Here is a 22,933-nt window from a genome sequence, read left to right on the forward strand (position 1 = left end):
GCCGACTAACGTCGGCTCCCTCCTGCATCAGGTCGGCCATGCCCCCGGCATGGCCTAAACAGCGCGGGGCGCTGTTTGCCTGATGCACCCAAGGGGAGAGGGATAAAAAGGGTGCGCCGCTAGGACGCGCCCCTCCCCTTTTCACCCGAAACCCGGTTCTCAGAACTTGGTCTTGAGCGTGACGAAGAACTGCTGCGGCGCCCCTACCAGCAGCGTCTGGTTGTCGCCGCGATTGCCGAATCCGTTCGAGCCGATCGTCGCGATATACTTCTTGTCGAACAGGTTGGTGGCGTTGCCCTGAAGTTCGAACTTGCGGCCGTCGATATCGAGATGGACGCCGACCGTGGCGTCGAACAGCACGCGGCCCGGTACCGACTGGTCGTTCTCATAGGTGAAGTAGCGCTTCGACATATAGTTCGCGCCGATCCGCCCGAAGAACAACGTGCCGTCATAGGTGATCTCGCCCGAGGCAATGTGCTTGGGCGCGTCCACGACGGTCTTGCCGGCGGTATTGGCGATCACCGCCCCGGCCGCGTTGAAGACGTTATCGCGATAGGTCGAATCGTTATACGCATAGGATGCGAACAGCCCGAAGCCGTAGGGCAGCTTGACCTGCCCGGTCGCCTCCACGCCGTAGGACCGGACCGAACCGACATTCTGCAGGATCGCGGGATTGCCGATGATACCCGCGCCGTTGGCGAAGGCGAGCAGGCGGTTCTGGAAGTCGATATAATAGCCGGCGATCGATCCGGTGAACGGCCCCGAATGGACGCGCGCGCCGAGTTCGTACGTGTCCGAGGTCTCGGGCTTGAGGTTGCCGAGATTGTTGAACCCGACCTGCGTCGTCGCGAACGGACCGCCCGTCGCCGAGGCGACGAACGCGCGCGTCACTTCGGTGAAGCCGCCGAACACTTCCGCCTGGCCGCCCAATTTGTAGACGAAACCGGCATGCGGTTGGAACCAGTCGGTGGTCTTGATCTTGCCCTGGGCAAGGTTGCCGCCGACGATCGGCGTTGCAGTTGCCCGGACGTCATAGCCTTTCCAGCCCAGATTGACCGTCAAATTGCCGAACGTCAGCTTGTCCTCGACATAATATTGCACCGTGTCGGTGTGATATTGGAAATCCCATTGCGTCGCGAACGGGTAATCCTGGAAATCGAGGCTATTACGGGTCGAGACCGTCAAGCTGTCCAGCCCATAATAGCGCCGCGCCTGGCGGAAGTCGTTGCGTTCGTACCAGCCGCCGACGGTCAACTCGCCGAACATGCCGAGATCGCCGCCGACCGAGCCGAATACGCCCTTGCGGCGGATATCATATTCGGTGGTGCGGACCGAGATCGGCACGCCCGACGGCGACGGCACGTACGGAGTGAACCAGATGCCCTGGCCATGGTTCGAATGGTAATAGCCCTTAAGGCTCCACTTGATCTTCGAATCCCCGCGGCTCTCCGCGCCCAGCGACGCGAGATAGTCGTTGCGGAGGCCCGCCGCGTCGAAATAGGCATCGTCGGCATTGGCGAACGGCGCCGGCCAGGCCGTCCCCGCCGCGGGGTTCGTCACCGGCGCACCGGTATAGCCGTTATTGGCTCCGACTTGGGCGACCTCGACCGCCAGCGGGAAATCGTTGCTGATATTGTCCCAGCGCCAGCCGAGGCGGCGGATCATGTCGAGCGACATGTCCTGATAATCGTTCTCGCGCCGCGCCGAGAAATCGAACGCGCCGACCAGCCGGATTCCCGGCGTGACCGGTGCGATGAATTTGGCGTTGACCTGGCTCTGCCGCTGCGAGCCCCAGCCCTTCCACTTGTCGGTGTCGGCAAAGGCATAGGAAACATAGGCCGACGGGCCATTGTCCCCCAGCGTGCCGGTGTCGAGGCGGAAGAAGGCGCGCACCGCATTGTCGCTGCCATAGGTGCCGTTGGCGGTGACGCCGAACGTCTCGCTCGGGTCGGACGAGAAGAATTCGACCGTACCGCCCAGATTGTTGGTCGCCTGCGTCCCGATCGATCCCGCGCCCTGCGACACTCGCGTCTCGCCGATATTCTCCGAGCTGATGGCCCGGCTGATATGCAGACCGTTGACGTTGCCATAGCTGCCGTCGCCGAGCGGGATGCCGTCGAGCGTGAAGCCGAGCTGATTCTGGTTGAAACCGCGGATCGAGACGCGTTCCGACCATTCATAGGCGCCGAACGGGTCGGCCGACTGGAAATTGACGCCGGGCAGTTTGGAAATCGCCTTGAGCGGGCTGGTGCCCGAAGCCAGGATATCGATGTCGGCGGCGCCGATCCGCTGCACCTGGCGCGATTCACCGCGGCCGATGACGATGATGTCGGTCGCGTCGGCGGCGGCCGGTGCACTATCGTCAACTGTCGGCGCCGCGGTCGCGGGCTTGTCGTCGGCAACGGGCTTGTCCGCGGCTTGGGCGGCGAGCGGCCAGGACAAGGCGGTGCCGGCAAGCAGACAGGCGGATACGATGCGGATCATGAAACATTCCCCTTGGGGCTACGTGAATCGTTCCCTCCGGGTCGCGCCTAGGCATGCTGCGTTGCACAATGGCGGCATTTGCATTGCAGTCCGGAGAAAGGTTCGTGACGGACCCGTGACGATCACGACGCTAGGGGAGTTACGAATTGCGCCGAGGCCCTTGTGTTGCAAAGTTGCAACACTAAATTCGAGCCAAGATTCGATCAGGGACGACCAATGAACCTCGAAAAATTTACCGACCGCGCCAAGGGCTTCCTGCAATCCGCGCTGACCGTTGCGATCCGCATGAACCATCAGCAGATCACCCCAGAGCATCTGTTGAAGGCGCTGCTGGAAGACGAGCAGGGTCTTGCCGCTGGGTTGATCCAGAAGGCTGGCGGCGACGCGAAAAAAGCGACGAGCGAAACTGACCTTGCTCTGTCCAAGATCGCTGCCGTTTCGGGCTCCGGCGCGCAGACCCAGCCGGGACTCAACAACGACGCCGTGCGCGTCCTCGATCAGGCCGAGCAGATCGCGCAGAAAGCGGGCGATTCCTACGTCACCGTCGAGCGGCTACTCGTCGCGCTCGCGCTCAGCCTCAACACCGCCGCCGGCAAGGCGATCAAGGCCTCCGGCGCCACGCCTGAGGGCATAAACGCGGCGATCAACGAGCTGCGCGGCGGACGCACGGCCGATACGGCGGGCGCAGAGGACCGGTACGACGCACTGAAGAAGTTCGCGCGCGACCTGACCGAGGCGGCGCGCGACGGCAAGCTCGACCCGGTGATCGGGCGCGACGAGGAAATCCGCCGCACGATCCAGATCCTGGCGCGCCGCACCAAGAACAACCCCGCGCTGATCGGCGAGCCCGGGGTCGGCAAGACCGCGATCGCCGAAGGCCTGGCGTTGCGCATCGCCAATGGCGACGTGCCCGATACGCTCAAGGACCGTCGTCTGATGGCGCTCGACATGGGGTCGCTGATCGCCGGCGCCAAATATCGCGGCGAGTTCGAGGAACGACTGAAAGGCGTGCTCGACGAGGTGAAGGCCGCGGAGGGCGACATCATCCTGTTCATCGACGAGATGCACACGCTGATCGGCGCGGGCAAGACCGACGGCGCGATGGACGCGTCCAACCTGTTGAAGCCGGCTCTGGCGCGCGGCGAGCTTCATTGCGTCGGCGCCACCACGCTCGACGAATATCGCAAATATGTCGAGAAGGACCCGGCGCTGCAGCGGCGTTTCCAACCGGTGTTCGTCGGCGAACCGACGGTCGAGGACACGATCTCGATCCTGCGCGGGCTGAAGGAGAAATATGAGCTCCACCACGGCGTGCGGATCACCGACGCGGCGCTGGTTTCGGCGGCGACGCTCTCCAACCGCTACATCACCGACCGGTTCCTGCCCGACAAGGCGATCGACCTGATGGACGAGGCGGCGAGCCGGATCCGCATGGAAGTCGAGTCCAAGCCGGAGGAGATCGAGACGCTCGACCGCCGCATCATCCAGCTCAAGATCGAGCGGGAGGCGCTCAAGAAGGAGACCGACGCGGCGTCGAAGGAACGGCTCGCCAACCTCGAAGGCGAATTGGCCAATCTCGAACAGCAGTCGAGCGAACTGACGCAGCGCTGGCAGGCCGAGAAGGACAAGATCGGCGCCGAGGCCAAGCTCAAGGAACAGCTCGATCAGGCGCGGGTCGCGCTCGAGCAGGCTCAGCGCGCCGGTGACCTCGCCAAGGCGGGCGAGCTGTCCTACGGCACGATCCCGCAGCTCGAAAAGCAACTGGCCGAAGCGCAAGGATCGACCGAGGGCGCGATGCTGCGCGAGGAAGTCACGGCCGAGGATATCGCTGCGGTCGTCAGCCGCTGGACCGGCATCCCGGTCGACCGGATGATGGAAGGCGAACGCGAGAAACTGCTCCACATGGAGGCCGAGCTCGGCAAGCGGGTGATCGGCCAGGCCGATGCCGTGCGCGCGGTGTCGACCGCGGTGCGGCGCGCACGTGCCGGATTGCAGGATCCCAATCGACCGCTCGGCAGCTTCCTGTTCCTCGGCCCGACCGGCGTCGGCAAGACCGAACTGACCAAGGCGCTCGCCGAATTCCTGTTCGACGACAGCGCGGCGATGGTCCGCATCGACATGTCCGAGTTCATGGAAAAGCATTCCGTCGCCCGGTTGATCGGCGCGCCTCCAGGCTACGTTGGTTATGAGGAAGGCGGCGTTCTAACCGAAGCGGTTCGCAGGCGACCCTATCAGGTCGTGTTGTTCGACGAGGTCGAAAAGGCGCATGGCGACGTCTTCAACATCCTGCTCCAGGTGCTCGACGACGGCCGGTTGACCGACGGCCAGGGCCGCACGGTCGACTTCACCAACACGATCATCGTGCTGACCTCCAACCTCGGCAGCCAGTTCCTGACGAGTCTGGGCGACGGCGAGAGCGTCGCGTCGGTCGAACCGCAGGTGATGGAAATCGTCCGCAGCCACTTCCGCCCGGAATTTCTCAACCGGCTGGACGAGATAGTGCTGTTCCATCGATTGGGGCAAAGCGAGATGGCGCCGATCGTCGACATCCAGGTCGCGCGCGTCGCGAAACTGCTCGCCGACCGCAAGATCGTGATCGAGCTGACACAGGCGGCGCGCGACTGGCTCGGCCGCGTCGGCTACGACCCCGTCTATGGCGCTCGCCCGTTGAAACGCGCGGTGCAGCGCTATCTGCAGGATCCGCTCGCCGACCTGATCCTGTCGGGCGGAGTCAAGGACGGGCAGACCGTGAAGGTCGATGAGGGCGATGGCAAGCTGACGCTGTCGGTCGCCTGATCGGAGGCCGTCATCGACGCAAAAAAAGGGGGCCGCTCCATCGCTGGAGCGGCCCCATTCTTTTGCGCGAGTCCCGGCTTAGAAGCCGAACTTGACGCCCGCCTTCATGTAGCGGCCCAGGATACCCTCGCCACCCTGAATCGGGTTGTACGCATGGGCACCATAGGTGACCGTATCGATCGGCGGCAGGCGATCGGCGAGGTTCTGCACTGTCGCATAGAAGGTGAACTTGTCGTTGATCTTCACCTGGCCTGTCAGGTCGACCGTCACATAGGAACCGACGCGGCACGGCAAGGAGCCGTCGTCCAGACCGCAATCCTTGTAGCCGGTACCCTGATCCATCGCCGACAGATCGTAGCCGTCGAAGTAATTGACCGTGCCGCTCAGCTGGAACTTTCCGATATCCAGCGTCGAGGTCCAGGTGCCCTTCCACTTCGGCGTACCCGACCCGGCGGTCAGGTTGAAGTTGCCCAGCGTGCCGTCATAACGCTCGACCGTTCCATCGGGGAACTCCGTCTTCAGTTCGAAGATGTAGCTCGCCTCCGCATTGGTCGAGAACCTGATGTTGTCGGAGATATTGAAGTGGGCATTGATGCCCAGATCCAGACCGGAGGTCTGGAGCGTATTGGCATTGATGAACTCCGACTGGACGAACGCGATACGCGGCAGTGCACCGGGATGATTCACATCCGCCACGTCCGGCACGATGTTGTAGCCCGCCGGAATTGCCTGGCCGCTGTAATAAGCCAAGATCGCCGGGGCGTTGTTCGCCGTCGTGATCACGTTCGTCTTGCGAATGTTGTAATATTCCGCCGAGATCGAAACGTTGCGGACGGGTTCGAATACCACGCCGCCGGTGAAGCTGCGCGATTTCTCCGGCTTCAGGTTCGGATTCGACAACGATGTCGCACCATAGGACGTCGACCGAATGTACGTCGGGCAGCTGGAGAAAGTCGCCTGCGAACATCCGTACTGGGCCAGATAGGAATCCGGATAGGTTGCCGAATTGACCGTCACATAACCCGTCGTCGGGAAGGTCGCGTTGGCCTCGCCGAAGCTGGGGATGCGGAATCCGCGTGAGTAGGTTCCCCGCAGCGTGATCTGGCGGATCGGCTTCACAACCAAACCGACCTTGGGAGAGAAGTTGTCGATCCCATTGGGATAACGATCGTAGCGCGCGCCGGCACTCAGCGTGACCGCGTCGATGATCGGCGCGTTAAGTTCGCCATAGGCCGACCAGACCGAGCGGCTGCCCTTGGCGGCGAAGCCGTTGAGCGTGAAATACCGCTGGGTCCCGCCGTTGATGTCCGAGTTAAGGCTCGGCGCATCGACTGCTTCGTAGCGATAACCCACACCGACCGCCAACTGGAGCGGACCACCGGGCAGCTGGGCCAGCTCACCCGAGACATTGGCATCAACCTGGACCAGGTCCGACGTCGCGACGTTCGAAACGGTCGGTGCCAGATAGTCCCACTGGGCCTGCGAGTTCTTGCTCAGGTCGACAAAGTTGAAGCTGCCATCGTTGATGACGTCGAGCAGGTGCTGGATGTAGACGTAACCGGAGCTCTTGCGACGCAGGTCGACGTGCATGGCGGTCGCCGTCACGTTGTACTGCCAGTTGTCGTTCAGATAGCCCTTCACCCCGAGCGCGCCGCGATAGGCACGGGTACGCGTCTCGTCATGCGTGATCAGCGGAGCGAGGCGACCGATCAACGCTGCCGTCTGCCCCGAGGCCGCAAACGGATTGTTGGGGTTCAGCGTACCATTTGCCGCCGTGCAAGCCACGGTCGTGCCGCGCGGGCAGACATAGACCGGAAGCTGCAAAATGGTGTTGTTGCCGTAATAGGCGATGTTTCCGCGCGTGCTGTAACGCGGGAAGTAGAACGGCGCCGGCGCATTGGCATAGATGGCGGCGGGGAGTCCGTCGCTCTGCACATCCGTCTGCAGGAAGTTCGCCGACGCGAACAATTCTCCCCGGTCACCAAAGCGTGCGGTGAAGCGACCCGAGACTCCAAAGCGCTGGATTTCCGGATTGATGACGCCGTAATTCATCGTCTGATCATCCTGACAGACGGTGGTCGGCGCATGGGGATTGTCGGCAAGCTCGCCCGCCGTCAGATTGTACGCCGAACTGCGCTGGCACCCGGCCGCAGCATTGAGCAGCTGATAACGGCCCGCCACCGAGCCATTGGTCGGATCCGCGGCCCCAACGAACAATGTGCTGCCGCCGCCGGTCGTGACGGGGCTGAAACCCACGTAATTGCCATCCGCGTCCAGGCCATCGATGACGTTGTTCGCGCCCGCTACCCCATTGTGGGAGATACGCGAGTAATTGTCCGAGTTGTAAGGATAAGGGCGATCGCTGTTCTTCAGCTGGGCCTGACGGTAATAGAAGCCGCTGATATAAGCGTTGTAGCCATCCTTATCGAGATCGCCCATGCCTGCGGTCAGCGAGAGCCGATATTGCGAACCATCGCCGCGCTCGGAAATACCGGCTTCCGCGCGCCCGGTAATGCCTTTGACCTGCTTCTTGGTGATGATGTTCACCACGCCCGCGATGGCGTCCGCGCCATAAGTCGCCGAAGCGCCATCACGCAGCACTTCGACATTCTCGACGATATCGTCGGGGATCGTGTTCAGATCGACGAAATTGCGCGTGCCGTCGTCGGCAAGCGGATAATAAGCCGCACGCATTCCGTCGAACAGCACCAGGGTGGAGTTGGTCGTCAGACCGCGGAGCGAGATCGCCGAAGCACCCGACGCGAAGGCACCGTTCGCCGAGAAGCTGTTGGTCAGCGCAGGTCCGTTGTTCGCCGCCAAGCGCTGAACGCCCTCCTGCACAGTGCTGATGCCGCGTTGGTCCAGATTTTCGCTGGACAAGGTGGTCACCGGCGACGCGGTGATCTTGCTGCGCAGCAGGGTGCCGGTAACGACGATGTCGCCGGCGGCCGATGCCTGGTCATCCTGCGGTGCAGGCGCCGCGGAAGCATCGGGCGCGGCGGCGGGTGTCTCCTGGGCCAACGCCGGCGCGGCGAGCAACGCGGACGCGCCAGCGCCGCACAGCACCAGAGCGCGCAAGGCCGCGCTTCCGCGGAGTGAGCGCGAAACAGTCGAATTGGTGATCACGTAATAATCCCTTTTGCCTGGCCCGTCCGTTCCCCCCTTGCGGTGCGAGCGTCGCCAAGCCCCTACGAAACCACCCTCCCAGGCACGTTCGAGGCAGAGGGCGCGGGATGAAGGTCTCTTAGCCGGCTGTAAAGTCGCGTCTTATCAGTGGCGTAAGTTTGGCGATGGCTGTAGCAAATTGGCAACGCTCGCCGAATAGATCGGTCCAAACGAAGTATTCGCCCGCGCTTGGGGCAAAAAAAGAGCCGCTCCCTGAGGGAGCGGCTCCTAATTTAAGCCGTTCGGCAGACCGACCTAGAAGTCGACCTTCGCGCCGACGCGGAAGTAACGCCCGATGAACAGGCGATCAGCCCAAGCCGGGTTGAACTGATAGAGGCCATAGGCCGCGTTCGGTTCGTACGGCGGCTTGTCATTCAGCAGGTTTTGAATGTCGGCGTACAGCGTGAACTTCTTGTCGATCTTGGTCTCGATGTGACCGTCGAGGTTGAAGGTCGCACCGGCATGGCACAACACAGGCGAACCGTCGTTGTAGGTCAGGATCTGACCGTTGTCGGCACTGGCCTGGCAATCGCCATAGACGCCACCCGAGTCCGTCGCCACTTCCGAATATCCGCTGGTATAGTAAGCGGTCACGCTGATGCTCGTCGCGTCGTTGAACGTCAGCGTGTTCTGCCACGTCGCGCGCCAGCGCGGAGCGCCCGAGCACGACGTGATGTTGCAGGCGCCGAGCGACCCGTCATAGCGGCTGACCGTACCATCCTCGTTGGTCTGCTGAAGACGGATCAGCAGCGAAGCGTTGGCGGCGGTCTTCCACTCGAGGCTATTGGTGATCGGGAAGCGTCCGCTTGCCGAGAAGTCGATACCCTTGGCCAGGAACGAATCGGCGTTCTTGTACGAACCACCGACGAAGCCGAGCAGCGGCAGTGCCCCCGGGTTCTGCTGGTCGGCCACACCCTTGGTGATCGTGATACCCGGAACGTTAACGACACCGTTATTGGTGTAGTATTGGTTCAGGATGTCCTGGGTCACCGACACGGGGATGATCACGTTGGTGATCTTGGTCGACCAGAAGTCCGCGGTCAGCGTGATGCGCTTGGTCGGCTGTAGCACGATACCACCGGTAAACGACGTTGCCTTTTCGGGCGACAGATTGCGGTTACCTTCCGAGGTGAGGCCGTACGAATAGCCGCCCGAATAATAGCTCGGGTTGCTCGCGTGCGCGGCGCAGAACGCAGTGAACGTCGGCGAGGCGCAATTGATCGTGCTGTTGACGTAACCCGTCGTCGGCAGCGCGAACGATTCGCTGAAGCTCGGGATACGGAAGCCCTTCGAGTAGGTGCTCCGCAGCTTGACCTGCTCGATCGGCTTAAACTCGGCCTCGAACTTCGGCGAGAAGCGGCTCTGACCGGTCGAATAAGAGTCGTACGAACCTTCCGCCTTGACCTTCAGCATGTCGACGATCGGAGCGGTGATTTCATACCCTGCCGACCAGACGTGCCGATTGCCATCCACGCCCACCGCGTTGATCCCGAAGTAGCGTGAGTTAGGCGTGGTTGTCGTCGGCGGATTGGCGCTCGGATTGTGGATGGCTTCGTACCGGAACTGACCAGTCACCGCGACGTTGAGCGCGCCGCCCGGCAGGTTGAACAGATCCTTGTTCACCGCGGCCTGGATCTGCGTCAGCTTCGAAACCGAACGATTGAAGTTGGGCTTGAACACTCCCTCGATCTGCGCCTGGGTGTTCTGCGACTGGTCTACGAAGTTGTACGTTCCCTTCGCGATCGCGTCGAGCAGGCCCTGCAAATAGACGTAGCCGCGATTCTGGGTCTTGAGCACCACCGATGATACGGTACCGTTCAAGCTGACGTTCCAACCGTCGCCGATCGTACCGTCGATACCGCCGCTCAAGCGATAGGTACGGGTGTCGGTGTTGGTCGTACGCGAAACCGGCGAGAGCGCGACGAGACGGGCCAGATTGCCAGCCGCCGCGAACGGGTTGTTCGGGTTCAGCGTGCCGTTGCCGGCGTTACAACCCGAAGCAAGAATAGACCCACCGGTAACGGTCGCGGTTCCCGCCGAGCAAACATAGACCGGCAAGAAGATCTGGCTGACCGTCGTGGTTATACCACCGGCAGCCGTCGAACCCGTGAAGCCCTGTGGGCCGGCGTTGTTACCCTTAGTGCTGGTGTTGTAATAATTGGCCATCAAATAGGCTTCGCCGAACGAGCCCAGCCTGACGGTTACGCGACCGTTCAGACCCTTACGAGTGATGTCCGAATTGTACGCACGATATTCGTTTACCAGGTCCTCCTGGCAAACCTGCGCCGGCGTGATCGTGCCGCCGCGCTGTGCCGCGGTCAAAGTCGCTACCGGAAGGCCTTGGCAGCCCAGAGAGGGGTTCAGCAGCTGATAGCCGCCGAGCGACGTCAGCGCAGTGCTGTACGGCCGGACAAACGGCACGCGGGTCGAGGCAAAACCACCATAGCTGCCATCGGCCTGGATGCCGTTGCGAATACCGTTGAACAAGCAGCCTTGTGCAGCCGTGCCGCAAATCTGGCTCTGGTCGGCGGTGTTGAACGGATAACCGCGCGCATTCACGAGCAGCGGATCGTTCTTCTGATACTCGCCGTTGACGTAGACGTTGAAGCCTTGGGTATCGAGATCACCATAGCCACCCGTCGCGCTGATGCTCCGCGCGCCGGCATCGCCCTTCTGCGAGATGCCTGCCGAGGCGTTGAGGTGCAGGCCGGTCACTTGGCGCTTGACGATGACGTTGATCACGCCCGCAATCGCGTCCGAACCATAGGTCGCCGACGCGCCGTCGAGGAGCGTGTCGATGCGATCGACGATCGAGATCGGAATGGTGTTGATGTCGACGAAGTTGCGATAGCCGTCATCGCCCAGCGGATAGGGCGCGGTGCGCATGCCGTTGAACAGCGTCAGCGTATAGGCGTCGTTGAGGCCGCGCAGCGACGGCGCCGAAGCACCGGTGGCGAAACCGAACGACGACCAGCTCGGCGGCGCGGTGCCGGCGTTGTTGGCCGTCAGGAGCTGCAGTGCATCGGCAACGGTGTTGACGCCGCGGTTCTGCAGATCTTCCGCCGTCGTGGTGACGACCGGCGACGCCGTCGCGGCGGCCGGGTTGCGGGAAATCGAGCCCGTGATGATGATGTCGCCGTTCTTGTTGTCGTCCTGCGGAGCGGCGCTGGTCGAAGCCGCGGCCGGAGCCGGGGTTTCCTGCGCCATGGCAGGTGCCACGGCAAACGCCGAGGCGGCTACGCCCGCACCGAGCAGCGCGAGCCCGCGCAGCGCCGTGCTGTCGCGCAAAGCGTGCGCGAACTTAGAGTGATTGATCACGTAATGTTTCCCTCGCTTGACCCGCAGCCGTGATTTCACGGTCACACGGGGGTTGCCCACCCCTTTGGGCGCAATGCGCCCAAGAAGCATGGACGGAGGGATGAAGCGCAGCTTGGGGTGTGTAAAGGCGCCATTCAGGAAGGCCGCGGAGTTTTTGCCACGTCTGTAGCCAAAAAGTCACAACAGTTGACGAGACTAGAAATTTTCGTGCGTCAAGGCCGGAATTTGTGAGCGATCATTGTTTGCACGCCGGCGGCAGGCACGGGCCCGCCGCCGGGTGATTCTCATCAGAACTTGAAAGTGGCGCCCGCACGGAAGGTGCGACCGATCAGGCCGGCCGCATGCCATGATGCCAGATAGTTCGTCTGGGTCGTATAGGCTGTGTTGGCAAAGAGTGGTGCACGAGCCCCGAAAACGTTGCCGACGGTGAGCGAGAAAGTGAACTGGTCGTTGACCTTCGTCGCGAGGTTCAAGTCGGTATAGATGAAGCTGTGGACGTAGCAGAACTTGTCCACCGGCTGACCGGCAACCTTGTAGATGGCAGCGTTGCACGAAATGTCGCCGTTGACCGAGGACGCCTGGTCAGCGGCCACCGCCTTGATGCGCCCGACATAATAGGTTGTCGCGGTCAACGTGAACGGGCCGGCAACCAGCGAGTTCTGCCAGTTACCACGCCAGCGCGGCGTGCCGCCGCCCGAGGAGAGATCCTCCGGACCCACCGTCCCGGCGTATTTCTGCACGGCACCGTTAACGGGATGCAGATCGTATTGCAGCGTCTCCTGCAGGTCGAGACGGCTCTCGAAACGGATACCCTCGCTGATCGGAATCCGCGCATCGAGGCTGAACTCGAGCCCGGACGAAATCAGGTAGGCCGAGTTGACGTACGGCGCGTTGAGCACGAGCAAACGCGGCAGGGAGTTGAGATTCGACGGGTCGGCACCGTCGATCACGTTGCACGAATAACCCTGGCCGACGGCGGCGACCTTGGCGCAGCCGGCCGCAGCGGCCGCGGCGGCCGAAGCAAAGCTCTGCGAGGCGACCGAGTAATAAGCGTTGATCGCGTCGGCCACGAGCGGACCCGTGACGATCAGGTTCGACTTCTTCACATGGTAATAGTCGGCGGTGAAGGTCAGCCACGGCACCGGGTCGACGATCGCGCCAAGCGTGAAGCTCCGCGAGATTTCCGGCTTGATGTCGGGGTTGCCGACGAAACCGCGGCCGAGACTATAGGCCGCCGTATAACCTGCATTGCCCGGGTGAGCAGCGACGAAGGCTGCATTCGGCGTGTAACCGACGAACCCGGAGAACGAGCTGCGCGGATCCGATTCCGCGAAGGTCGGCGCGCGGAAGCCCTCCGAATAGGTGCCGCGGAGCGAGAAGCCCTTGATCGGCTCGAAGGTGAAGCCCGCCTTGGGAGAGAAGCGACCGATACCCGTCGAGTAATGGTCGTAGCGGCCCGAAATTTTGATATCGAGCATGTCGAGGATCGGCGCATCGAGCTCGAAGAAGCCGGCGACGACCGAGCGCTTGCCGAATGCCTGCGCGGTCGACACGCCGGGCAGATCGAGATTCGGGTTGATGCTGCGGTTGTTCAACTCCTCGCGGCGAAACTGGCCGCCGACGGCAAGCTGCATGTCGCCGCCCGGCAGCGCGAGCAGCGTGCCGGCGACCGTCCCGTCAACCGTGAACTCGGTCGAATCCGACTTGGCGTTGATCGCGGGCGCCACCATGTCGCGCACGGCCTGGCTATTCAGGCTGGGGTTGACGAAGTTGTACGCGCCGGTGTTGATCGCCTTGATCAAGCCGTTGAGGTTGAAGTTCCCGTAGACCGTCAGGTCGAGATTGTCGCGCGAGTAAGCGGAGCTCAGGTTCCAGTTCCAGTTGGAACCGATATCGCCCTTCAGCCCACCGGAGATACGGTAGACCTCGTTGATGCGCTTGCTGCCCGATTTGATGTCGCCGAACAGATAATAGAGCCGCGCAGCGCCGGCGGCGGGATTGGCGGCATAAGCGGCGGCATAGGGGTTGTTCGGGTTGAGCTGGCGATCCGCCGCCGTCGCGCAGTTCACGCCCGAGGAGCAGATATAGACCGGAAGAACGATGCCGGGAGCGCTCGTCGAGGTCGATGGGCTGCCGCCGAATGCCTGAGTCTGGCGGACGGCGACCGGTGCACGGCTGATCTCCACGCGGTTATGCGCGTAGCTGCCGGCCAGATATCCCTCGATGTTGCTGCCCAGGCGGAAGCTCGCCCGGCCGACGACGTCGTAACGTTCCTGGAACGGAAGGAAGATGGCATATTCCTTCTGGAGGTCGTGCGCGCACGCAGTGCCGATACGCTGCGAGGTGTTTTCCGAATAGGTCCCGTACGGGCAGTTCGCCAACGGGGTCAGCGAATTGAAGATCGCCGGCGTCGTGGCGTTGGCGACGGAACCCGCCAGCGGATTGTTGAGGTCGGTCTGGGTCGTGCGCGTGACGACCGCATTGGGCGTCGCGGTGGTCAGCGTGTCGTCGGCGCGATTATTGTCGTTGCCGCCGATCGACCGCAGATCGAGCGTATTGAACGGGAAACCGAGCGAGGCGTTGGTGACCATCGCGCTACGCTCGTAGTCGCCGCCGATATAGACGTTGAAGCCCTGGCTGCTGTAGTCGCCGAAGCCAGCGAGCAAGCGGCCGCGATACTTGCCGAACTCGCCGCGCTGCGAAACACCGCCGTCGACCGTGGCCTCGAAGCCCTTGAAGCTCTTGCGGGTGACGAGGTTGACCACGCCACCGATCGCGTCAGCGCCATAGGTCGCCGAGGCGCCGTCCTTCAGGACCTGAATGCTCTCGACGTTCGCCATCGGGATGCTGTTGAGGTCGACATAGTTATTGTGACCGTCGTCGTTCAGCGGGAAGTTGGCCGAGCGCATCCCGTCGACCAAGGTGATCGTCGACGACACACCCAGGTTGCGCAGCGATACGGCGGAGCCGCCGGCTGAGAAGCCACTGCTGAAGCCGTTGCCGATCGAGCCGGCGCCGTCGGCTGAAACCGAGCGAATAGCGTCGCTGACGTTGGTGATGCCGGCGCGCGCCAGGTTTTCCGAGGTCACCACGGTGACCGGCGACGCCGAAGTGGTCAGCTTGTTGGTGAACAGCGTGCCGGTGACGACAATGTCTTCCGCCGGCTGCGCGGTATCCGCGGACTGGTCGGAAATCGCGGGCGCCGCGTCAGCGGGCTTGTCCTGCGCCATCGCCGGCGTTGCGGCGAGCATGAGGCCGAGCGGCGCGGCAGTTGCCAGCAGGCGCGCCCGGCGAGTGTTGTGGAAAAATGCCATCGAATGAATCCCCATTTTAGGGGAAATGCCCGCGCGCGATCTCTGCCGCCCGCAGGTCCCTCCCCACAGATTGTGACCGCAAGCCCTCCAGCACCGGTCGATGAGCGCGGCATAAGGCCGAGACGGGCATTGTAAAGATTCGAAAACGGGGCCGAATAGTTTTTTGAATCAACGCGTAGCGCTGCTGCAACAATGGGTCAGTCTTGGTGTCTTATTTCACTAAGGCAGCTGCGCCTGTTTGATCCCCGGCATCGCCCCCGCCACCAGCAGCGGATCGATCTTCGCGTTGCGCCAGCGCAGGCTCCAATGGAGATGCGCGCCGGTCACGCGTCCGGTCGCACCCGAATAAGCGACCAATTGGCCCCGCTTCACCGCCTGCCCCTGCGTCACGACGATCCGCGACAAATGCATCAACGCGCTATTGAGACCCATGCCATGGTCGATCATCAACAGATTGCCTTCGAGCAGGAACGGATGATCGGACGCCAGGATGACGACGCCGTCGGCCGGCGCCAGCACCGGGGTTCCCGCCGGCACTGCGACATCGGTGCCCGAATGGTACGACCCGGCCTCGCCGTTGCGATAGATGCGCTGCGATCCGAACAGCGTCGAGATGCGCCCGGTCGCCGGCCACATGAACGGTTGGCGCCACCCCATCGCCCCGGTGTCCTGCCGCCGCGCCGCGTTGATCTGCTCGATCTCCGCCGGGCGCAGTTTCTCGAATTCGGGCATCGGGACCGGATATTTGGGCAAGGTCGATAGCCGCGAGATGTTCCAGGCGCGCGGATTGATCGTCAGCGTGCGCGTGACGGTCCGCCCTTCGTCGAGCGTCGCGGTCACCGTCGCCGCCGGTCCGGCATCGCGGTCGAACGCGATGACGAAGCGGCCATCGGGCGCCACCGGCACCTCGTCGCCGTTCAAGCTGACGTGTCGGGCGCCCGTGGGCGCGGTGCCGATCAGCAGCCCGCCCTGGATCATGCTGCCCTGGAAGCTGAAATCGCCGAGCGGGACCGCCGGCATGCGCGGCGCGGGCGGCGGCGGCGTGGCGACGACGACGGGTGCGGGGGGTGCGGCCGGCGGCAAGCCCGGCTCGACACAGCTGCCCAGCGCGGTCAGCGCGACGAGGCCCAGGACCCAGCGCCGCGCGCGCCTCACTTCCGGCCTTCGGCCTCTAGCGCGAGTTCCGCGCTCGCATAGGCTTCCTGCCGCGCGACGCTCCAATAGCGCAGATCGTCGAGCGCGATCGGCACGCCCGATATCGCGCAAGTGACATGGCCGCCGGGCACCAGCACCCGAAACCCATTGGCCATATAATGGAGGCGCGCCGGCCGGTCGGTATTGGACATCAGCATTGCAGCGATCCTCGCAATCACAAAAACAGGTCAAGCTCAATGGTTACAGCAAAGTCGGCTGGTCCGGCTTGTCCTTTACATATGCCTTGCCGCCCGCGCCCTCAACCCGCGCAGCGACGTCGCCATCGCCAAAATGGAGCACCAACGCTCCGGCCCTGCGCGCTGCCGCCGCGCTGGTCAGTACGCCACCCGCCTTCGCCTCGACCCAGGCATAGCCGCGGTCGAGCACATGGCTGGGGTTGAGCGCCTCCACCAATTTCCAGGCACCCTCAAGCCGAACGCGCGCCGCGGAGAGACGTTGCGCCAGCATCGCCGGCCGCAACGCTCCCGCACTACGGTCGAGCTGGCCGCGGGCCAGGGTTATGCGCCGTTCGAGCGCACGGTCGAGCCGCTGCGCATTGTCGTCCGCGCGCTGACGCTGCGGTCCGAGCAACGCATCGCGCCTGGGCAACAGCCGTGCCAGGGCATCGGTTCGTTCGCGCCCCCGCTCGACGTAGCGCCTCGCGCAGCGCTCAGCCCGATGCGCGTAGGAATCGAGGCCCAGGCGCAAATCGGCGAGCACCGGCACCGCGATTTCGGCCGCCGCGGTGGGCGTCGGCGCGCGCAGATCGGCGGCGTAATCGGACAGGCTGGTATCGGTTTCGTGGCCGACCGCGGAGATCAGCGGAATCGAGCAAGCCGCGATCGCCCGGACAACCACCTCTTCGTTGAACGCCCACAGATCCTCGACGGAGCCGCCGCCGCGCGCGACAATGACCAGGTCGGGGCGGGGCACCGGTCCGCCCGGCGTGATGGCGTCGAACCCCTGGATCGCAGCGGCGACGTCGCGCGCGGCGCCGTCGCCCTGGACCTTGACCGGCCACACCACGACATGCGTCGGACAGCGATCGGCGAGCCGGTGCAGGATGTCGCGGATCACGGCGCCGGTCGGCGAAGTCACCACGCCGATCACCTTGGGCATGAACGGCAGCGGCTTCTTGCGGCCCTGATCAAACAGACCCTCGGCGCCCAATTGCGCCTTGAGCTTTTCGAGCAGCGCCATCAGCGCGCCCTCGCCGGCCAATTCCATGCGATCGATCACGATCTGGTATTTGGAACGGCCGGGATAGGTGGTCAGCTTGCCGCTCGCGATCACCTCGATCCCGTCCTGCGGGCTGAACGGGATCAGCGCCGCCTGCCCTTTCCACATCACGCCATCGATCACGGCCTGGTCATCCTTCAGGCTGAGATAGCAATGGCCGGAGGCGGCGCGCTTCCATCCCGAAATCTCGCCGCGCAGGCGAACGCGGCCGAATTCGCCTTCGACCATCCGCTTCAGCCGCCCCGACAATTCGGACACGCTTTCGGCGGCGGAATTGTCGCCGGGCATGGCCTCGGCTACCAGCCGCGGCGAATCTTCTGGAAAAGGGTCGGGCATGAACGTCCTGCTGATCGGATCGGGTGGGCGCGAACATGGCCTTGCGTGGAAGCTCGCGCAATCGCCGCTGCTCACCAAACTCTACGCCGCGCCCGGTAATCCGGGCATAGCGGAAAGTGCCGAGCTCGTCGCGATCGACGTGACCGATCATGGCGCGATAGTGGATTTCTGCCGCACGCATCGGGTGGGGTTGGTCGTGGTCGGTCCCGAGGCACCGTTGGTCGCCGGGATCGCCGACGATCTTCGCGCGGCCGGATTCACGGTGTTCGGCCCGGACAAGGCGCCTGCCCAGCTCGAAGGATCAAAGGCCTTCACCAAGGCTTTGTGCGACCGCGCCAATATCCCGACCGCGGGCTATCGCGCCGTTCACTCGCTGGGAGAGGCTCGCGCCGCGCTTGCCGCATTCGGCGCGCCGGTCGTGGTGAAGGCCGATGGGCTGGCCGCCGGCAAAGGCGTCGTCGTGGCGATGACCACCGCCGAAGCCGAAGACGCGGTGGAAGCATTGTTCGCCGAGCCGGGCGCCAGCGCGGTGATCGAAGAATTCCTCGAGGGCGAGGAAGTGAGCCTGTTCGTGCTGACCGATGGCAAGGACATGGTCGCCTTCGGATCGGCGCAGGATCACAAGCGCGTCGGCGACGGCGATACCGGACCCAATACCGGCGGGATGGGCGCCTATAGCCCCGCGCGCGTGCTGACCCCCGATCTCGAAATGCAAGCGCTCCGCGAGATCGTCGCGCCGACCATCGCCGCACTCGCAGCCGAAAGCATGCCTTATTCGGGTGTCCTCTATGCCGGGCTGATGCTGACCGCCGATGGTCCCAAGCTGATCGAATATAATGCGCGCTTCGGCGACCCCGAATGCCAGGTGCTGATGATGCGGCTCGACAGCGACCTGCTGCCGCTGCTGCTGGCGATTGCTCAAGGGCAGCTGGCCGAGGCGCCGGCTCCCGCCTTTAGCGACGACGTCGCACTGACCGTGGTGATGGCGGCAGCCGGCTATCCCGGCACGCCCAAGACCGGTGGCGCGATCGGCGGGATCGATGCTGCCGAACAGACCGGCGCCAAGGTCTTCCAGGCCGGCACCAAGCTCGTCGACGGACGGTTGGTGGCGGCGGGCGGGCGCGTTCTGGCCGTGACCGCGCGCGGCGCGCACGTGCGCGCGGCGCAGGCCGCCGCCTATCACGCGGTCGACGCCATCGATTTCCCCACCGGTTTCTGCCGCCGCGACATCGGCTGGCGCGAGGTCGCGCGAGAGGGCTGACTGGCGATGCCCGCGGAGCGGCGATGCGTAGCGGAGCAGTTCCTCACCTCATCCCGATCACTGGCGAAACGTTGGAACCCCCTCTAGAATAGCCGGCTTTCGTCGTTCGGGAAAATCGCTTCATGGACTCCACCAACCCGCCACCGGTCGGCGCAGCCGCCTATCTCTTCCATGATTGGACCATCGTCGTGCTCATCCTGATTGCGGTGTTCGCGGCGCTGGTGATCGCCGGCATGATCTGGGGACAGAAGAAGGCGGCCGAGCGCCATCGCGTCGAAGAGGCGGCGGAGGAGCGGGCCGAGGAAGCCGGCGTCAGCCTGCCTCCTGCGCCACCGCCCGCGCCGATGGCGGCCGATACAGCCCTGCCGCCCGAAGAACCACGGCCGGAGCCGGAACCTGCACCACAAGTCCCACCGGAAGAGGGCCGCGATACGGAGCCGCAGCCCCTGGCTGCACGCGAGCTTGCTCCCGAGCCGATCCCGGCGCCGGCGCTGGAGCCCGAAGCCGTTGCGGAAAAGCCAGACCAAATGAAGCAGCCCGAGCCGGCTGCCGCGGGAACGCCAGAGGCGGTCGAGAACGAGCCGGAGCCGGTTGGGGAGCCCCAGCCAACCGCCGAGACATCGACGGAGCCCACCACGCCGCCGACCGCTCCACCGGAACCCGCGCCTGCACCTGAGCCCGTACCGGCACCGCCCGAGCCCGCCGCTCCAGTGCCAACGCCGGCAGTGCCCGCAACGGACTCCAACGCCGGCGGGGCGCTGGCGCTGACCACGGTCAAGGGTCTCGGCCCCAAGGTCGCGGCAATACTGGCGGAACGCGGTATCACCCGCGTCGACCAACTCGCCGCGCTATCGCCCGACGAGGCGTCCGCGCTCGACTTGCAGCTGAGCGCGTTCACCGGCCGAATGGCCCGCGATCGCTGGATCGAGCAAGCGAAGCTGCTCGCCGCAGGCGAAACCGCCGCGTACGAAGCGGAATTTGGGAAGTTGGGTTAGGCGAGAAGGCCAGCCGGCGCGAAGGCAGCGATCGCTGCCATCATCGCCTGGAACGACCGGTCGGTACCGGTCGTCGACAGCGCTATATCGCCGAATCCAATCGACTTGTTGATCGCGGCGAGCTTGCCCACCAGCCCAGTCGACGGAAAGGCGGCGGGGTTGCGCAGGAACAGGCAGGCGAAACGCTGGCCATGTACCGAGCCGGTCGTGACCCGCTCGATCGCAGTCCATGGGATCGTCTGGTCGGACCAGCGCCGCCAATAGATTCCATCGACGCCGATCCGAAGCTCGACACCCGATTGTGTCAACCGGCGTATCACTGCCAACGAGCAGGCCCCAAAGAAGATGAGTACTACCCAACCGACCGGTCGAGCTTCATCGGGATCAAGACGCGGCTGGCCGAGGCTATCGCCCCAATCCCTCCCGATCAGGCCTGTGAGAATGCAACCGCAAAAAACGAACGCGAGGCTGATCATAAACAGCAACACGAGGCGCCACGGGCTGTTGCGCGCCTCGAACGCGGTCACTCGCCGCGCGCTCTCGAAACCAGCAATTTGTCGATCCGGCGGCCATCGAGATCGACCACCTCGAAGCGCCAGCCCTGTTGCACCACGCTTTCGCCTTCCTCGGGCAGCCGCTTGAGCGCCGCCAGGACCAGACCCGCCGCGGTCGCGTAATCGCGATCGTCGGGCAGGTTGAGGTCTAGCTTTTCGGCGACCAGATCGGCCGAAGCCGATCCGGCGACCAGATAGCTGCCGTCGTCGCGCTGGACGAAATCGGGGCTTTCGTGCGGGTCGGTGTCCGACGCGAACGCCCCTGCGATCGCGGCGAGCAGATCGGCCGGCGTCACGATCCCCTCGAAATGTCCATATTCGTCGTGGATCAACGCCATTGGCACTTCGGCCCGGCGCAGGCGGACGAGCGCATCCATCGCGTCGAGCTGATCGATCACGATCGGCGCCGTACGCATCAGCGCCCGGAGGTCGAGCGCATCGCCACGGATCGCCGCCGCGACGATATCGCGCGCCTGGACCACGCCGATCACCGCGTCGACCGATCCTTCGGCGACCGGCAACCGGGTATGCTGCGAGGTTGCCAGCTTTTCGCGGATACCCGCTTCGTCGAGACCGATATCGAGCCAGTCGACCTCGGTCCGTGGCGTCATTACCTCGCGCACCGGGCGATCGGCGAGCCGCACCACGCCCGAGATGATCGAGCGCTCGTGCTCCTCGATCACCCCCGATTTGGATGCTTCGGCAACGATCAGATGGAGTTCCTCGGCGGTCACCTGATCCTCGCTCTCGCGGCTCAAGCCGATCAGGCGGAACAGCAAGGCACTTGTCGAATCGAGCAGCCAGACGATCGGCGCGGCGATCCGCGCCAGCCAGGTCATCGGCACCGCCATGACCGCGGCGATCGGCTCGGGAGAGCGCAACGCGATCTGCTTGGGCACCAATTCGCCGATGATCAGGGAGAGGAAAGTGGTAATCCCGATCACCAGCGCGAACCCGGCCTTGCCGGCGAAGTCCGAACTCCAGCCGAACCAATCCTGCAACCGGATCGCGGTGGGCTCACCCAATGCTTCTCCCGAATAGGCGCCGGAGATCACCGCGATCAGGGTGATGCCGACCTGGACGGTCGACAGGAACTTTCCGGGATCGGCCGCCAGGTCGATCGCGGCGCGCGCGCCCCGGCTGCCGGTCCGCGCCATCGCCTCAAGCCGCGCCTTGCGCGACGATGCGATCGCCAGCTCGCTCATCGCGAACACCCCGTTCACCGCGATGAGGATGAGGATGATGACGACATCGATCCAGGGATAGGGCGCGGGCGGCGGGGGCAAGGTCATGATGTGCGCTTATGCCTACACGCGGGCGGGAACGTCGCGCAACATAGTGTGTCGTCATCGGGAAGCTCATTCCCTCCGGCGACCGGAGGAAGGCGATTACTTCCCCTCGCCTCGCCGGATCGCAAAGAAATCGCGCAACAGCCTAGCGGCCTCTTCTTCTCCAATCCCCGGATAGATTTCGGGCCGATGGTGCACCGTCGGTTGCCCAAACAAGCGCGGGCCATGCTCGACTGCGCCGCCCTTGGGGTCAGGCGCGCCGTAATAAAGCCGCGCGATCCGGGCGTGCGCGATCGCTCCGGCGCACATCGCGCATGGCTCCAGCGTCACCCACAGGTCGCAATCGCTCAGCCGGTCGCCGCCAATCGCTTCGGCGGCGGCGCGAATCGCCAGCATCTCGGCATGCGCGGTGGGGTCGTGACGGGCGCGCGGCGCGTTGGCGGCAGTGGCAATGACGCGGTCGCCCAATACCACCACCGCGCCGACAGGGACTTCCCCCATCGTCGCGGCGGCGGCGGCCGCGTCCAGCGCGGTGCGCATCGGCTGAGGTAGCTGGAAGCCGGTTATTGCGGCGCAGCCGAATTGGCCGGGGGTGTCCCGGGTTTGTCGACGTGGATGGTCGGCACCTTGATGGTCTTGCTCGTGGTGGTTACGGTCGGCACCTCTACCGTCTTGTTTTCAGTGCCGAAATTGACGGTCGCCATATTGGCGTTGACTTCGGGCGCTTGCCCGCCTTCCAGCTTGACGGTCGGCAGCGAACCCGGTCGACCGTTGATCGAGATCATTCCAAAGGCCAATAACGCGATCAGGATGAGGGCGGCAATGCCGACCAGAGCGAGCAGGAAGCGCATTGTTATCGTCTCCTAGAAATCGAATCGTTCGCGTAATCAACGTTCCGCCACAAGAGCAGGTTGCACGGAAAAGAGCGAATCTGTTGACCCGCCGCCCGACAGACGCTATCGGCGCCACCTTTCCGGGGTCAGGTTCG

General features: G+C 64.1%; 14 protein-coding genes. 3 read left to right on the plus strand and 11 right to left on the minus strand.

The genetic code is table 11. The features are described 5' to 3' along the window. Nucleotides 1-159 precede the first annotated feature (159 nt). Entirely contained in the window at nucleotides 160-2,484 is a 2,325-nt protein-coding gene (locus Q0L25_RS03525; protein ID WP_296611631.1) for a TonB-dependent receptor, read from the minus strand. A gap of 216 nt (nucleotides 2,485-2,700) precedes the next feature. On the opposite strand from Q0L25_RS03525, the gene clpB reads away from it, so the two are divergent. After that, nucleotides 2,701-5,280, plus strand: coding sequence for an ATP-dependent chaperone ClpB (gene clpB / locus Q0L25_RS03530; protein ID WP_296611633.1), 2,580 nt, complete (start codon nucleotides 2,701-2,703; stop codon nucleotides 5,278-5,280). A 78-nt stretch (nucleotides 5,281-5,358) separates the two neighbouring features. On the opposite strand, the gene Q0L25_RS03535 is transcribed toward clpB, so the two are convergent. The 6 genes from Q0L25_RS03535 to xseA all read right to left on the minus strand — a co-directional run bounded on the left by Q0L25_RS03535 (nucleotide 5,359) and on the right by xseA (nucleotide 17,846). After that, a complete protein-coding gene (locus Q0L25_RS03535) occupies nucleotides 5,359-8,406 on the minus strand; it encodes a TonB-dependent siderophore receptor (RefSeq protein WP_296611635.1) in 3,048 nt (1,015 codons plus the stop codon). A gap of 294 nt (nucleotides 8,407-8,700) precedes the next feature. Further along, nucleotides 8,701-11,763 carry a TonB-dependent siderophore receptor gene (locus tag Q0L25_RS03540; protein WP_296611637.1) on the minus strand — a complete coding sequence of 1,021 codons (3,063 nt, stop codon included), beginning with the start codon at nucleotides 11,761-11,763 and terminating at the stop codon, nucleotides 8,701-8,703. 287 nt (nucleotides 11,764-12,050) lie between these two features. Further along, nucleotides 12,051-15,077, minus strand: coding sequence for a TonB-dependent siderophore receptor (locus tag Q0L25_RS03545; RefSeq protein WP_296611638.1), 3,027 nt, complete (start codon nucleotides 15,075-15,077; stop codon nucleotides 12,051-12,053). Nucleotides 15,078-15,296: 219 nt separating this feature from the next. Next, a complete protein-coding gene (locus Q0L25_RS03550) occupies nucleotides 15,297-16,232 on the minus strand; it encodes a M23 family metallopeptidase (RefSeq protein ID WP_296611640.1) in 936 nt (311 codons plus the stop codon). Continuing rightward, nucleotides 16,229-16,429, minus strand: a complete 201-nt coding sequence (locus tag Q0L25_RS03555; RefSeq protein WP_066819610.1) for a DUF2093 domain-containing protein — start codon at nucleotides 16,427-16,429, stop codon at nucleotides 16,229-16,231. Before Q0L25_RS03555 ends, Q0L25_RS03550 begins: the two co-directional genes overlap by 4 nt. A 43-nt stretch (nucleotides 16,430-16,472) precedes the next feature. Beyond that, entirely contained in the window at nucleotides 16,473-17,846 is a 1,374-nt protein-coding gene (xseA, locus tag Q0L25_RS03560; RefSeq protein ID WP_367184072.1) for an exodeoxyribonuclease VII large subunit, read from the minus strand. Between xseA and purD the strand changes: the two genes are divergently transcribed. Next, complete coding sequence (gene purD, locus Q0L25_RS03565) at nucleotides 17,845-19,107, plus strand: phosphoribosylamine--glycine ligase (RefSeq protein WP_296611644.1); 1,263 nt, start codon at nucleotides 17,845-17,847, stop codon at nucleotides 19,105-19,107. The two genes, xseA and purD, sit on opposite strands and share 2 nt — an antisense overlap. A gap of 122 nt (nucleotides 19,108-19,229) precedes the next feature. Beyond that, nucleotides 19,230-20,102 (plus strand): hypothetical protein, encoded by an 873-nt coding sequence (locus Q0L25_RS03570; protein ID WP_296611646.1) that lies wholly within the window; start codon nucleotides 19,230-19,232, stop codon nucleotides 20,100-20,102. On the opposite strand, the gene Q0L25_RS03575 is transcribed toward Q0L25_RS03570, so the two are convergent. From Q0L25_RS03575 to Q0L25_RS03590, 4 genes are all read right to left on the minus strand, one after another. Then, on the minus strand, nucleotides 20,099-20,629 hold the full coding sequence (locus tag Q0L25_RS03575) for an STM3941 family protein (RefSeq protein ID WP_367184073.1): 531 nt from the start codon (nucleotides 20,627-20,629) through the stop codon (nucleotides 20,099-20,101). The genes Q0L25_RS03570 and Q0L25_RS03575 overlap by 4 nt on opposite strands. Further along, the gene (locus tag Q0L25_RS03580) at nucleotides 20,626-21,942 is read right to left on the minus strand and encodes a hemolysin family protein (protein ID WP_296612215.1); all 1,317 of its coding nucleotides are present in this window, start codon (nucleotides 21,940-21,942) and stop codon (nucleotides 20,626-20,628) included. The genes Q0L25_RS03575 and Q0L25_RS03580 overlap by 4 nt, the downstream gene beginning before the upstream one ends. A gap of 102 nt (nucleotides 21,943-22,044) precedes the next feature. Further along, nucleotides 22,045-22,485 (minus strand): nucleoside deaminase, encoded by a 441-nt coding sequence (locus Q0L25_RS03585; RefSeq protein WP_296611647.1) that lies wholly within the window; start codon nucleotides 22,483-22,485, stop codon nucleotides 22,045-22,047. Between the two features lie 23 nt (nucleotides 22,486-22,508). Then, nucleotides 22,509-22,796, minus strand: a complete 288-nt coding sequence (locus tag Q0L25_RS03590) for a hypothetical protein (protein ID WP_296611648.1) — start codon at nucleotides 22,794-22,796, stop codon at nucleotides 22,509-22,511. Nucleotides 22,797-22,933 lie beyond the last annotated feature (137 nt).

The sequence above is a fragment of the Sphingomonas sp. genome (assembly GCF_024508665.1).
GTDB lineage: Bacteria > Pseudomonadota > Alphaproteobacteria > Sphingomonadales > Sphingomonadaceae > Sphingomonas.

Bases quoted from the DNA above. Each gene is read 5' to 3' on its own strand.
- Q0L25_RS03585 (WP_296611647.1), bottom strand. From the start codon at position 22,485: ATGCGCACCGCGCTGGACGCGGCCGCCGCCGCCGCGACGATGGGGGAA.
- Q0L25_RS03555 (WP_066819610.1), bottom strand. From the start codon at position 16,429: ATGCTGATGTCCAATACCGACCGGCCGGCGCGCCTCCATTATATGGCC.
- Q0L25_RS03545 (WP_296611638.1), bottom strand. From the start codon at position 15,077: ATGGCATTTTTCCACAACACTCGCCGGGCGCGCCTGCTGGCAACTGCC.
- purD (WP_296611644.1), top strand. From the start codon at position 17,845: ATGAACGTCCTGCTGATCGGATCGGGTGGGCGCGAACATGGCCTTGCG.
- Q0L25_RS03525 (WP_296611631.1), bottom strand. From the start codon at position 2,484: ATGATCCGCATCGTATCCGCCTGTCTGCTTGCCGGCACCGCCTTGTCC.
- Q0L25_RS03590 (WP_296611648.1), bottom strand. From the start codon at position 22,796: ATGCGCTTCCTGCTCGCTCTGGTCGGCATTGCCGCCCTCATCCTGATC.
- clpB (WP_296611633.1), top strand. From the start codon at position 2,701: ATGAACCTCGAAAAATTTACCGACCGCGCCAAGGGCTTCCTGCAATCC.
- xseA (WP_367184072.1), bottom strand. From the start codon at position 17,846: ATGCCCGACCCTTTTCCAGAAGATTCGCCGCGGCTGGTAGCCGAGGCC.
- Q0L25_RS03570 (WP_296611646.1), top strand. From the start codon at position 19,230: ATGGACTCCACCAACCCGCCACCGGTCGGCGCAGCCGCCTATCTCTTC.